Source organism: Dyadobacter sp. CY345, from assembly GCF_021502725.1.
GTDB lineage: Bacteria > Bacteroidota > Bacteroidia > Cytophagales > Spirosomataceae > Dyadobacter.
Genome location: NZ_JAKFFS010000001.1, coordinates 622526 through 635733, shown reverse-complemented (window position 1 = coordinate 635733; position 13208 = coordinate 622526). Strand labels below are relative to the sequence as shown.

12 protein-coding genes and 1 riboswitch are annotated in these 13208 nt (G+C 41.2%); of the genes, 5 read left to right on the top strand and 7 right to left on the bottom strand.

The features are described 5' to 3' along the window. Positions 1-87: 87 nt before the first annotated feature. Positions 88-2037, top strand: a complete 1950-nt coding sequence (locus L0657_RS02770; RefSeq protein WP_235148869.1) for a glycoside hydrolase family 127 protein — start codon at positions 88-90, stop codon at positions 2035-2037. A 312-nt stretch (positions 2038-2349) separates the two neighbouring features. Continuing rightward, positions 2350-2889, top strand: coding sequence for a ferritin-like domain-containing protein (locus tag L0657_RS02765; protein WP_235148868.1), 540 nt, complete (start codon positions 2350-2352; stop codon positions 2887-2889). A gap of 161 nt (positions 2890-3050) precedes the next feature. On the opposite strand, the gene L0657_RS02760 is transcribed toward L0657_RS02765, so the two are convergent. The 5 genes from L0657_RS02760 to thiM all read right to left on the bottom strand — a co-directional run bounded on the left by L0657_RS02760 (position 3051) and on the right by thiM (position 7512). Continuing rightward, positions 3051-3551 (bottom strand): pyridoxamine 5'-phosphate oxidase family protein, encoded by a 501-nt coding sequence (locus tag L0657_RS02760; RefSeq protein WP_235148867.1) that lies wholly within the window; start codon positions 3549-3551, stop codon positions 3051-3053. 126 nt (positions 3552-3677) lie between these two features. Continuing rightward, positions 3678-4328 (bottom strand): thiaminase II, encoded by a 651-nt coding sequence (tenA, locus tag L0657_RS02755; RefSeq protein ID WP_235148866.1) that lies wholly within the window; start codon positions 4326-4328, stop codon positions 3678-3680. Between the two features lie 24 nt (positions 4329-4352). Beyond that, positions 4353-5177: a bifunctional hydroxymethylpyrimidine kinase/phosphomethylpyrimidine kinase gene (gene thiD / locus L0657_RS02750; RefSeq protein ID WP_235148865.1), complete on the bottom strand. Its 825-nt coding sequence runs from the start codon at positions 5175-5177 to the stop codon at positions 4353-4355. Next, complete coding sequence (thiE, locus tag L0657_RS02745) at positions 5178-5789, bottom strand: thiamine phosphate synthase (RefSeq protein ID WP_235148864.1); 612 nt, start codon at positions 5787-5789, stop codon at positions 5178-5180. Between the two features lie 931 nt (positions 5790-6720). Further along, positions 6721-7512 (bottom strand): hydroxyethylthiazole kinase, encoded by a 792-nt coding sequence (thiM, locus tag L0657_RS02740; protein ID WP_235148863.1) that lies wholly within the window; start codon positions 7510-7512, stop codon positions 6721-6723. Between the two features lie 78 nt (positions 7513-7590). After that, a riboswitch (TPP riboswitch) is annotated at positions 7591-7683 on the bottom strand. A 108-nt stretch (positions 7684-7791) separates the two neighbouring features. Between thiM and hxpB the strand changes: the two genes are divergently transcribed. Together hxpB and L0657_RS02730 are read left to right on the top strand one after the other, a co-directional pair. Next, positions 7792-8442 carry a hexitol phosphatase HxpB gene (gene hxpB / locus L0657_RS02735; protein ID WP_235148862.1) on the top strand — a complete coding sequence of 217 codons (651 nt, stop codon included), beginning with the start codon at positions 7792-7794 and terminating at the stop codon, positions 8440-8442. A gap of 47 nt (positions 8443-8489) precedes the next feature. Next, positions 8490-9830 carry a PAS domain-containing sensor histidine kinase gene (locus L0657_RS02730; RefSeq protein WP_235148861.1) on the top strand — a complete coding sequence of 447 codons (1341 nt, stop codon included), beginning with the start codon at positions 8490-8492 and terminating at the stop codon, positions 9828-9830. A 28-nt stretch (positions 9831-9858) separates the two neighbouring features. Here the strand turns inward: L0657_RS02730 and L0657_RS02725 are convergent, their stop codons facing one another. Next, a complete protein-coding gene (locus tag L0657_RS02725) occupies positions 9859-11064 on the bottom strand; it encodes a DUF1501 domain-containing protein (protein ID WP_235148860.1) in 1206 nt (401 codons plus the stop codon). 24 nt (positions 11065-11088) lie between these two features. Continuing rightward, positions 11089-12495 carry a DUF1800 family protein gene (locus tag L0657_RS02720; protein ID WP_235148859.1) on the bottom strand — a complete coding sequence of 469 codons (1407 nt, stop codon included), beginning with the start codon at positions 12493-12495 and terminating at the stop codon, positions 11089-11091. A 249-nt stretch (positions 12496-12744) separates the two neighbouring features. Here L0657_RS02720 and L0657_RS02715 point away from each other — a divergent pair, with 249 nt between their 5' ends. After that, positions 12745-13173, top strand: coding sequence for a hypothetical protein (locus L0657_RS02715; RefSeq protein WP_235148858.1), 429 nt, complete (start codon positions 12745-12747; stop codon positions 13171-13173). Positions 13174-13208: the final 35 nt, after the last annotated feature.

Sequence of the window (13208 nt, the reverse complement as noted above, 5' to 3'; positions counted from 1 at the left end):
CCGCCGAAAGCCGAAAGCCCCCTCTGGCATATTTTTTACGCCCTGTTATCGTTATTAGAAACAACTTCTCATTTCAATCCATAAATAATGATAAAGAATTGCCAGCTGATTTTTCTTCTTTTTATAACGCAAATTAGTGTTGCCCAAAATAAATCAATCCAATCCGTACCATTAAAAAATGTTAAACTAAGCCAGGGTTTCTGGCATGAGAGACTTGAAACGGGACGTAATGTAATGCTGCCTCATGTGTTTCATCAATGCGAAGAAACTGGCCGGATTGATAATTTCGCCGTTGCCGGAGGATTACAAAAAGGCGTTTTCCAAGGTACACGATTTGATGATTCTGATGTTTTTAAGGTTGTCGAAGGCGCTGCATATTCTTTGCAAAATCATTACGATCCGAAGCTGGATAAATATCTGGATAGTCTGATCACACTTTTTGCAGCTGCTCAGGAACCGGATGGATATATGTATACGATCCGGACAATTAACAAAGATACAACCGGTTCTTATGACTGGATCGCCGGACCAACCCGATACTCTTTCGAGAACGGCAGCCATGAGCTCTACAATGTGGGGCATCTTTATGAAGCCGCCGTTGCACATTATCAGGCGACAGGAAAAAAGTCGTTATTGGATGTTGCGACTAAAAATGCAGATCATTTGGTACGCACCATTGGTCCAAAACCAGGACAAATGATCGTCGTGCCAGGGCATGAAGAAATTGAAATAGCCTTACTTAAATTATACCGGACAACAAATAAAAAAGAGTATCTGGATCTCGCACATTTCTTTGTCGACATGCGTGGGCGTTCAGACAAGCGACCTTTATTTTTGGATGAACATCGTCTCGGCCCCTCCTATTTTCAGGATCAAAAACCTGTTGTAAAACAAAGTGAGGCAGTTGGCCATGCCGTGCGTGCCCAATATTTATACGCTGCGATCACGGATATGCTGACGATTGAAGACAATCCTTCTTACAGTAATGCAATTCATAAAATCTGGGAAGACGCGACTACCAAAAAACAATATGTTACAGGTGGCGTAGGTGCAAGAGAGGATGGCGAGGCTTTTGACGCGGCGTATGTTTTGCCTAATGATAACGCCTATGCAGAAACTTGTGCTGCCGTTGCCAACCTGATCTGGAACCACAAAATGTTCCTTTATACCGGAGAATCCAAATATATGGATGTTTTTGAACGCGTTCTTTATAACGGATTTTTAGGTGGAATGTCTATTTCAGGAAACCAGTTTTTCTATGTCAATCCCATGGCTTCCAATGGAATTAATGACTTCGGGAGAGGAACAGGTGCAACGCGCCATGAGTGGTTTGGCTGCGCATGTTGCCCTACAAATGTTACCCGCTTTTTGCCTTCACTTCCTGGTTATGTCTATGCAACAAAAGCAAACGAGGTGTTCGTCAATTTATTTATGGACAGCGAGTCGGAGCTGAAACTTGACAATGCATCCGTTAAAATCAACCAGAAGACAAATTATCCCTGGGATGGAAATGTGAAAATCACTGTCACTCCCTCCCAAACTTCCGCATTTCCGTTATCGATCAGGATTCCTGGCTGGGCAAATGCACAGGCGATTCCCGGCGATTTGTACACTTATCAAAATAAGGAAACCAAGGCGGTTCAGGTTACCATCAATGGAAAAAATACACCTGTTACTGTTGAAAACGGATATTTAAAATTATCTCGTACGTGGAAATCGGGAGATGTAGTCACAGTTGCATTGGATATGCCAGTCAGGAAAGTGCTTGCGAATGAAAAAATTAAGAACAACAATGGTAAAATAGCAATTGAACGCGGTCCGGTTCTATATTGTGCGGAGGGGAAAGACAACGACGGAAAAGCACTTTCCATAGCAATCAGCAATGATCAGAATTTTAACGCAGAATACCAGAAAGATTTTTTAGGCGGTTTAACCGTTTTAAAATCCATTGGAAATAAATCTGCCACACTCATTCCTTACTACGCCTGGGCAAACCGTGGCGCCAATGAAATGACCATCTGGTTTGAAAACAAATGATGGAATTTTGAATGAGTGAATGATAGAATGATTGAGCTTGAAAGGCCACAGAGAATTGATATTCTGTGGCCTTTCTTTGTTTTATATTCTATAATGCCCAACTATATCTGACCTCCGAATCGCCGTCAGATAATGAGCACATTGTTGCGCTTTCTGTAAAATATTTGAAAAATTGGGGATATATCTCTTCATTAAAGTAGCCTAATTCAGCTCTCCTAATTATCCTGCTACTGGTACAGATATTTATACATTACCAGTATTATTGGACACTTCAACTACTTACAATTAACTAGTAATTAAATCATTACAATTATGAAAACTGCAAAAAGCAAATCCACAAAAAAAATTAATGAAGCTGATCAGGAAAAACTGACAGAACTTTTTGTTGACGGATTGAAAGATATTTATTGGGCTGAAAAACATCTGGCAAAGGCTTTACCTAAAATGGCAAAAGCGGCAACTTCGGATGAATTGAAAGCTGCGTTTGAAATGCATACTACTGAAACCGCAGAACATGCAGCACGTCTGGAAGAAATTTTTGGTCTGATTGGCGAGAAAGCGCAGGCGAAAAAATGTGCTGCAATGGAAGGTTTGCTTGAAGAAGGAGAAGAAATTATAGAAAGTACAGACAAGGGAACGATGGTTCGCGACTGTGGTTTGATCATGGCTGCTCAGAAGGTAGAGCATTATGAGATTGCATCATACGGTACACTTCGTAACATCGCAAGAACACTTGGTCATGAAGAAGTTGCTAAAATCCTTCAAACCACACTGGACGAAGAGGGAGCCACAGATCATAAATTGACAGATTTAGCTGAGGCTTATGTCAACGAAGAAGCTAGCCAGGAATAATTCTGAATCCTGGCCATAAGAAAACCGCTGATCGTAGAATTTACGATCAGCGGTTTTTTTATGTTGAGCCTAAAAGTTGTTAAAAGTAAACCGCCATCAATATTCTCAAACAGAATAGTGATGGCGGTTTAATGTTTCACAACTTACTTCCAGTCATAGACTTATGCAAGATTCAATTTTCCATGATCTCCCGGATCGGTTTGATGTCCGGTAACAGCTGCTTTTACCATTGAAAAGAAAACAACCATTTTTGATGATGGGCTGTCCCAATATGCCGCCTCATCTGTTGTAACCTTCAATACAACCAGGTTCGGATCATTTTTGCCTTCGGGAAACCACGCCTTGGAAAGCGGGCTCCACAATTCTTCCTTTTTTGCTTCATCGTGAACGATTGACGCTGTTCCTGAAACACTTAGATAAGTATTATCGCCGGGATGAGAATAAATTAGCGTAACCGACTCCCCATTGTCCGTCTCTCTTCCAATCTCAGTTTGGCGGCTCGTAAAAAACCAGGCATTACCTTCACTATCCACGTCCAGCGTTGTCATTGGTCGGGACTCGATTTTCCCATTTTCATAAGTTGTGTACATACAAAAACGAATATCTTCAACCAGTGATTTTAGTTTTTTTATAGCTTCATTATTGCCAAGATCCTTTTCCATGATTATTTCAATTTAGTCTGTTATGAATAGTTTTTCATTGACCTAATTAAAATAACCGTTCCAAAAGTGATATTGATTCTATTGAAGAATTCTCCACGTGGAAGATTTTACCAGATGTTAATTGATTTACACGTCCCACGATTCAAGCCGGTATGCACTATCCCAAAATACAAATTCCAGGCGGGAAGCTGTGATATATGCTTCGGTCATTTTTTGCCTGGTTGTTTCAGAAGCCTGCTCGGCCAGCATATTACAAATATCCAGCGCGTTATTCACAGATACTGCAAATTCTTCACCAGCGTAGGCATCAATCCAGTTTTGATATGGATTTGGCGTCGATTGATTTGCAAAAATATGGTCACCCACCTTTTTATAAATCCAGAAACAAGGTAGCAATGCAGCCACCGCCACTTCGAATGATTCATAAGCACTGACAGCCAATAAATAATTCGTATAGGCAAAACATCCCGGCGCTTTTCCGCCATCAATATTGATAGCATATTCCTGAAAGTAACTTTCGTGGAGCACGCGCTCAACAATGATCGCATTTTGGGCAAATAACAGAAATTTAAGTAATTGCTCACTGGTATTTGCCTTTGTTCCCGCAGTTGCCAATGCCTTCGCAAAGTCGGCCAGATATAGTGAATCCTGATAAATATAAAACTTGAATTTTTCTTCTGGCAATGTCCCCGACATCATTTCCTGATTGAAAGGATGTGTTATTATTTTATCAAAAACCGGCAATGCCGCGTTCCAAAGATGGTCTGTGAATTTCATAAATTAAGTAGAAAAGGTATTCGATCACATAGAAATGACGTGCATAACCTGTGCCGAAAATGAATGATTTAATGGTCCGGAACCGGAACCTGTCGTTATATTTTTCCCAGCTTCAATCGCACCAGCGACATATTGCTTTGCCAACAGAATAGAATCAGACAAAGTATTGCCAAGCGCAGCGTACGTAGCGATCGCAGAAGAAAGTGTACAACCTGTTCCATGGACGTTTTTACTTTCAATATATTCACTTTCAAAAATCCGGGGATCACCTTTTTTTTGCAGGAATACATCAAAAAGTTTGGGAGCAATCAAATGTCCGCCTTTTAAAAGAACGCCCTGGCAACCGCGGTTGACCATTTCCTTAGATGCCTCAATCATTTTATCCACGTTTGTGATTTTATGACCTACAAGAATCTGCGCTTCATCCAGATTTGGCGTAACGATCGTAGCGCGTGGAAATAATTCCTCCCAAAGCACCTCTATCGTTTCATCCTGAATCAATTTTGCTCCACTTGTGGAAACCATTACAGGATCAAAAACGACAAATTCTGGTTGAAAACGATCAAGTACTTCTGCGATTATCCGGGCTGCTTCGATGGTATTGATCATACCAATTTTCACTGCGTCGACTTTTATATCTTCAAAAACTGCTTCCAACTGGCTTTTCAAGAAAGCAGAAGGAACAGCATGAATCCCACGCACGCCCAATGTATTTTGCGCCGTAAGCGCGGTGATCGCCGAGGTACCATAAGCGCCCAAAGCAGCAATCGTTTTCAAATCTGCCTGAATTCCTGCACCTCCACCACTGTCGGATCCGGCGATGGTTAACACGGTTGGATATCTTTTCATTTACCTGATAATTAAAGACTTTAAGTATTTTGCCGCTTCGAAAGGTGATTCAGCACTGCAAATGGCTGAAATCACTGCAATACCTTCGGCTCCGTATTTTATAACTTCGGTCGTATTTGTTGGATTCAATCCGCCAATTACGACAAGCGGATGTTTACTATTTGCTTTAACCCATTTCAAACCATCCATACCCCAGGGCTCAGAATGATCTGATTTTGAATCTGTTGCAAACAATGGACTTACTGCGAGATAGGTAAGTTCCATCGTTTCCGCTTCGAAAACATCCTCCCTTTTTTCCGCAGAAAGTCCGATGATTTTTCCTTGCGGTATAAGGTTTTTAAGTGTGGCATAAGGCATATCACTTTGCCCAACATGAACGCCATCCGCATCTGAGGCAAGCGCGACATCAATACGATCATTAATGATCAAAGGCACATTATAAGGGGCTAGTAATTCTTTCATTCGCCTGGCTCTGTCGATAAACGCTCTTGTTCCCAAAGATTTTTCACGGAGCTGGACAATGGTGACGCCGCCTTTCACAGCTTCTTCAACAACCCAGAAAATATCTCTTCCCAAACAAGCAGATTCATCCGTTACAAGGTATAGTTGCATTTTTTCTTTTTTTGAATAATTGTTGGTCGTTATTCGATTGATATTTATAAAGTTCTGTCACCCCTTCGGGGTTTGGTCAAGAATCATCGTCCTGGTTTCTATAATAATTTCATCCCTTCGGGATTGTTAGGAAATTTGCTTTGCCGCACTTATGCGATATATTTTAAAATTCTCGTTTTTGTTTTCCCGAGCTGACTTCCTAAAATTTTCGAGCTGATAACAATCCCAAAGGGCTGACATTATTATAGCAAATGCATATTTAACCGAAACCAAAAACCCCGAAGGGGTGACAGAGCTTTTACGAAAAAATTTCATAATCACTTAACAACCGCCAAATCCACTACTTCTTCTATCGTGATCGCAGCTTGCGCATCAAAAAACGCACCTAAAACAAACTCGGGAGCTGCGATTTTTTAAACGTCATTCTGGTCTCTTTTAATAATTTCACACTTCGGGATTGTTATAAATGTTGGTAATTATCCAATTGACATGGATGAGTTCTGTCACCCCTTCGGGGTTTCGCTTAAAACCGTCATCCTGGTTTCTATAATAATTTCATCCCTTCTGGATTGTTAAGAAACATCTTTGGACACATATCTAAGTTAACTTTAAATACCCCGTTTTTAATTTAACGCGCTGACTTCCTGAAATTTTCGACTCAATAACAATCCCGAAAGAATGACATTATTATAACAAAGGAAGGATAGGCGAAAAACAAAACCCCGACGGGGTAACAGAACATTTACGAATATCTTTGGACACATATCTAGGTCACGTTTCAAATTCTCGTTTTTGATTTAACGCACTGACTTCCTGAAATTTTCGACTCAATAACAATCCCGAAAGGATGACATTATTATAACAAAGGAAGGATAGGCGAAAAACAAAATCCCGAAGGGGTGACAGAACCTTTGCGAAAAACGTCAATTAATCACTTAACAACCGCCAAACGAGCTATTTCCTCTGCCGAAACTGCTGCCAATGCATCCAAAAACGCGATCTGGAACGAACCAGGCCGCTGTGATTTCTCAAATGCTTTTTCACCGCAAACGCCCATGGTCACAGCCGCCGAAATAGCCGCTTCAAAGACATCTGGTTGAATGGCACAAAAGGCACCAGAGATAGCCGAAGCTGAACAACCCATGCCAGTAACCCGGGTCATTAGAGGCACACCATTTTCTACAAAGGCTACTTTTTCTCCGCTGACGATAATATCTGTGGCACCGGATACACTGACCACACACCCGAATTTTTTACTTAATGATCTTGCGGCCTCCAGACTGTCCGTTGAACTTGATGTACTGTCAACGCCTTTTGTCTGAACATTGGCTCCTTCGAGAGCGAGAATTTCCGAGCCATTTCCACGGATCAATGTGGGTGACACCAGGTTTAACAATTCAGATAAAACGGAATTTCGGTAAGGTGTCGCGCCTGCACCAACCGGATCCAGAATTATTGGTTTTCCTGATTTTTTGGCAGCAATCATGGCCTTCTTCATTCCTTCCACCCATAGCGGCGAAAGTGTCCCAATATTCACGACCAAAGCACCTGCGATCGAAACCATATCTTCAACTTCTTCAACCGCATGCGCCATAACCGGCGAGGCACCCACAGCCAGAAGTGCGTTGGCAGTAAAATTCATCACGACAAAATTGGTGATGTTATGAACAAGAGGCGATATCGCTCTGAGTTCTGTCAAATTTGATGCTATTTTGGAATTCATCTTATCGGGATTTGAAAATAAACAAACCGAATTGGCGCCAGGTAGAGGGTTCCCGAAAAGAGATAACAGAAAGGAAATTTCTGTATAAACGCTTTTTCCTACGACAGTATGAACTGTTTCAGGTTCAAAGGGTATTTCTCAGTCCAAATTGGGACACCCCTAAAGCCATTCTTAATTACGAATGTAGTAGTTTTGATTATGATTAAAAACAGAAAGTCCTTTTCTTAGCTACTTTCTTCGATCTTACTAACTCACATTTACAATTTCTATTTCTTTAAAATGATTAAAGCGGCAATATTTGACATGGACGGATTGCTTATTGATTCAGAACCGATCTGGACAGAGGCAGCCACAGAAGTGATGCAAAAGGTAAACTTCCAACTAACCCATGATCTGAAACTTCAAACCACAGGCTTATCCATAAAATTATTTCTCGAATTCTGTTATCGTATCCAACCCTGGAACACGCCCAGCCGCGATGAATTAGAGCAGGAAATTTTAACAATTGCGACCAGAAATATTATCGCCCAAGCTCAGCCGATGCCAGGCGCGCTGGCGCTGGTAAAAAGTCTTCATGATCAGAAATTGAAACTTGCAGTTGCCTCGGCCTCTCCAATGGAGTTGATAGAGGCGGTTTTAAGACGTCTGGAAATTGTAGATTATTTTGAAACCTGGCATTCAGGCGAGCTTGAACAGCACACTAAGCCCCATCCGGCCGTTTATATCACCACAGCTGCCAAACTTGGAATTCCACCACATGAATGTATCGCTTTTGAAGATTCTTTCACCGGTTTACGTTCTGCACATGCGGCTAAAATGATTACCATCTGCGTTCCGAATGCCGAGGTTTACGATGATCCGAAATTTGATCTTGCGCATTACAAACTCAGGTCGCTCGAAGAATTTAATATTCTGTCTGTTGGTGTTTAATAATAAAAACGATCTTGCTAAATTAATTTTCCCTAAAACCTTCCAAAATGACCGGTTTACGCCATTTCAGTATCATGATCGCCGTGAGGATAACCATTATTATCCTCACGATTATCGGTCTGTTCTGGCTCACGAACTACCATACCAATGTTGGTTTAATATGCATTCTCGGCTCCATTATTGTCTTCGCCCAGGCTGCTTCACTATATAATTACGTCACCAAGGTTAACAGAAAACTTATCTATTTTCTGGAATCTGTTCGATATTCTGATTTCACGATCAATTTTCGCGCAGACAATACTATGGGCGCAACCTTTCGGGAACTTAACCAGCAGTTCAACGAAGTTTTACAGGCTTTCCGGCAGGCACGGGCAGAGAAAGAAGCAAGTCTGCAATATTTGAATACGATTGTCCAGCATATCGGGACTGGACTTATTACTTTCGATGGAACAGGACAGGTTAATATTATCAACAGTGCCGCACTTAGGATGCTGGGGATTTATCGTCTTCACAATTTAAGTGAACTTGAAGAAAAACATCCGAGATTATACGAACTTTTAGCCGATCTGAATTCCGGGGTCCGTGAATTATACCGCACACCATCCGACCAGCCGCTTGCGCTGCAAGGTGCTGCCATTCAGATGCATGGAAAATGGGTTCGCATTGTGGTTTTACAAAATATCCAAACAGAACTTCAACAGCAGGAAGTTGAATCCTGGCAAAATCTGACACGTGTTTTGCGGCATGAGATCATGAATTCCATGACACCGATCGTTTCCTTAGTCGGGACTATGCGCCTGATTGTCAATGAAGATATAGAAAAAAGCACAACCAATCAGGAAGCTGTCGGGGATTTGAAGGAAGCACTGCAAACGTTGGAAAAAAGAAGCAAAGGTATGATGCAGTTCGTGAATGCATACCGAGACTTTACCACGTTGCCTAAACCTAATTTTGCCAGTTTAAATGTGAAAGAGTTATTGCATGAGGTAATTCAACTGATGCAAACAGACCTCACTGCCGTTGGTGTTTTGTGGCAGGTGAATGTGAAGCCCGAAACCTTAACCATAAAAGCAGACAGCGGCCAAATCCAGCAGGTTTTGATTAATCTTATCAAAAACGCCTCGGAATCTTTCTCGATGCAGGCCAGCCGAATGATTTCCATTAATGCTTATGTCACTGATAGCCTCACAATTATCGAAGTGGAAGACAATGGTGATGGTATTGAACCAGAGGCGCTTGACAATATTTTCATCCCTTTTTATACTACCAAAAAAACTGGATCAGGTATCGGATTAAGCCTTTCCCGCCAAATACTCCAACAGCACGGAGGACAACTAAATGTCCGTTCCGATGTAGGAAAAGGAACCGTTTTTTCTTTGGTTATATAATTTTGACGAATCACTGTTTAAAATTTATCTATACAATACCTTTCAAACCTGCAAACGATTTTCCTAAAATAGCTTCGTCATCTGCGCCAAGCCAGTCTTTCAGTAAGGAAGAATATAAATCCCGGAAGTCCAGAGAATATTTTAGATCGCCGCCATCAAGATCCGTCAGATTAGGAGCTTCGTTATAAACAACAGAGCTTCTAGCCGGGCCACCGATCAAAAAAACGTTGTTAGCAGTTCCGTGATCTGTACCGTTACTTCCATTTTGTTTCACACGCCGGCCAAACTCACTGAAAGTCAGCACCATTGTCCTGTCCAGCTGCCCTTGTTTTTTCATGTCTTCAACAAAAACACCGACGGCATCTGCATATTGTTTTAATAAGCGATCTTGCTGGTTCCGTTGCCCTATGTGCGTATCAAACCCGGAAAGCGATACATAATAAACCTGCGTATCGACCCCGGAAGTAATAAGTCCTGCTATTGTTTTCAGCCCCTTCCCAAGTTCCGTATTCGGATATTCAGTCTGACTGCCTTTTAAATTTCCCTTTTCAAATAAATAATCAGCACTAGATTCCGTATCAGCCAATGTTTTGTATAAATAACTTACCTGATTATGCTCATCTGCATGATCCTTAAAGGTTTTGGCGAGACTGCCTGCCACGCCATTTCTGGTTTGCTGGTAAAGTTTTCGAGGATCAAGCATGGCCAAGCCGTTTGCCTTTTCACCTTTCATGGCCAAACTCAGCGTATCATCAATTTCCAGCATGTGATGTGGCTTAATATCGCATCCGGAACAAGAAGCGTCGAGGTACCGCCCTAACCAACCAGCACTTAAATACTCATCTGCATTACTCGCCGTTTGCCAGATATCCATTGATCGAAAATGCGAACGGTCCGGATTGGGATATCCGACATTATTCAAAATCCTGACTCTCCCGTCGTCATACAACCTACGCAAAGATTCCAGGGCAGGATTTAATCCAATCTCGTCATTAAGCGTTAAAATTTTCTGCTTTTCAATCGCTATTTGCGGCCGCTCCTTGTAGTATATATCATTTCGATATGGAATTACAGTGTTTAAACCATCGTTTCCACCCGACAGCTGAATCACAACGAGAATTTTTCCGTTTGCATCTTTGGCAATTCCTGATTGATGAGCTTTTAAAAATTGTGGGATCAACATGGTTCCAGCCGTAGCAAAAACCGATGTCTTAATAAAATCACGTCTTTTCATATCGTTGAGTATCTTAAAAGAGAATTAACTGATTTGATATTCTGGTAAGCTCATGATGGAGAGTGTGAGCCTTCTGATACGTTCCGTTCTATCCGGAATGTCTTTATTTTTATCGCTAATTAATGTCATGACCGATGGCTTTGGCTGAACAGCAAGCAGTTCTGCTGATAAAAAAGGGAGCAATTTTTCATCTGAGATTTTCCCAAACCGGCTTGCCCATTTAGACCAGTCCACTTTTATTTTTGCATTTTCACCTTTCTTCTTCACAGTCTGGTCATTTACATCACCACTCTCCTTCGCCTTAACTTTTGGGGTAGCCACGCCGGCCATAAGGTATGGCAGCTGCATCCTGAAAAGTAAACTGGAACTATCAATCCAGTTTCGCCCACCTGGCCAACCGGCAACATTTGGCGGATAAAATAATACCTGGCCAAGTACTTTTTGAATATATAACACGTGCTCTTTATCCGCGAATTCAGCACCTCCCAAAGTCCTTTGAATCCCGACAACCAGCTCAACCGGAGACTTTATGAGCATCGCTTTTGATACATTTTCATAATACCAATCTGCGCTGAAAATCGTACGCATCAGTTGGCTGATATCATAATTGGATTTGTAAAAACCTTCGGCAAGTGCATTGATCCGCTGATTATCGGGAACTTCACTGACAAAACTCCTGTAAATTTTTCCAGTAACAAACCGGGCTGTCTGTTTCTGTTCCAGTAAGATTTTTATGATATCTTCTCCCCGAAAATCCCCCTCTTTGCCCAGAAACTTCTTTGTTTTATTATCATGGAGGTTTTCTCTGAACTGAAATTCGCCCTTACCGTCAAAACCCCAACCGGTGAAAGCTCTGGCTCCTTCTTTCACATCCATTTCAGTATAATTCCCTCTCCCCAAAGTGAACAATTCCATCACCTCCCGGGCAAAATTTTCATTTGGTTTATTTTTTCTGTTTTGTTGATTGTTGAGAAATTGAAGCATAGCGGGCTCTTTGGAAACTTCCAGCAATAATGTTCCAAAATTACCAAGCGCATTCTTTCTGATCGTATTCAGATAACTTTCTACTGCGGCTGAATCCGCGGAGCGGCAAGCGAAATGGCCATGCCAGAAAAGAGACATCTGTTCTCTTAACACATTTTCTCCTTGGGCCATTTTAGACATCCAGGTTGCATTCAGATCACGAATTTCTTCACGATTTTTTCTCATCCTGTCTTTTCTCATATCCACCGCACTCACGGGTATCATAACATCAGACATTTCAGTTTTTTCTGATTCAGAACGCACAATTTTGATCGGTGCAAATGTTTCGCTTTCCTGAAAAAGTCTTGACACTGCCTTCTTAATAGATATGTCCTTTTCGGGTATACTCCCAAATCCGGCCCTGCGGTAAAGATGTAGCAAGCTGTTATTGATGACGGCGTCTTTCATAGCAAACGAATTTTCTTATTAGACTTGAAGATCTTACGAAAGTTTAATGGAAACGATCTGGTTAAAAATTTCTTTCAAATTCAGGTAACAAATTGTGCTTAAATCATGACTTGGTATTTAAGTAATAATATTTCAATAAAAAACATCGTTAAAAAGCGAGCCGTAGATCAAATGATTCGAAGATTTTTTCAATCCGTTTTTACAACCCAAACAATACTTTCTGAGTCTTCAATAAAAATCGGGAATATTATGAAAAAAATTTACCTCATGTTCTTTGCAGGTCTTGTATCATTTGCTTGTCAAAAGTCGGCTATTGACAAAAAAGAGGAAGGAATTATTCGTTATAAGGAAACCATAGTGATTAATGACGTGCCAAGATCTACACTCACCTTTTTCGATGTGTCTGATAGCCGTTGTCCGGAGGGAGCTCAATGTATTGTGGCCGGGAATGCAGCTGTGGATCTTTTATTGGAAGGCGTATCAACGGAGGGACGCATATCAAAAAAAATAAAAATGTGCCTGGGTGATTGTTCTGCTTTTCTGGCTGATACGGTCAATGAAAAGTTTGCAGGAAATGATTATCAGTTCATTTTAAAGTCTGTAACACCGGTTCCAAAAAACGATACAGAGCAAGTTAAAACGGATTATACAATGGTGCTTGAAATCAAGAATAATTAGGTCTTAAAGACTCAACCATTTTGTATTACGAATTT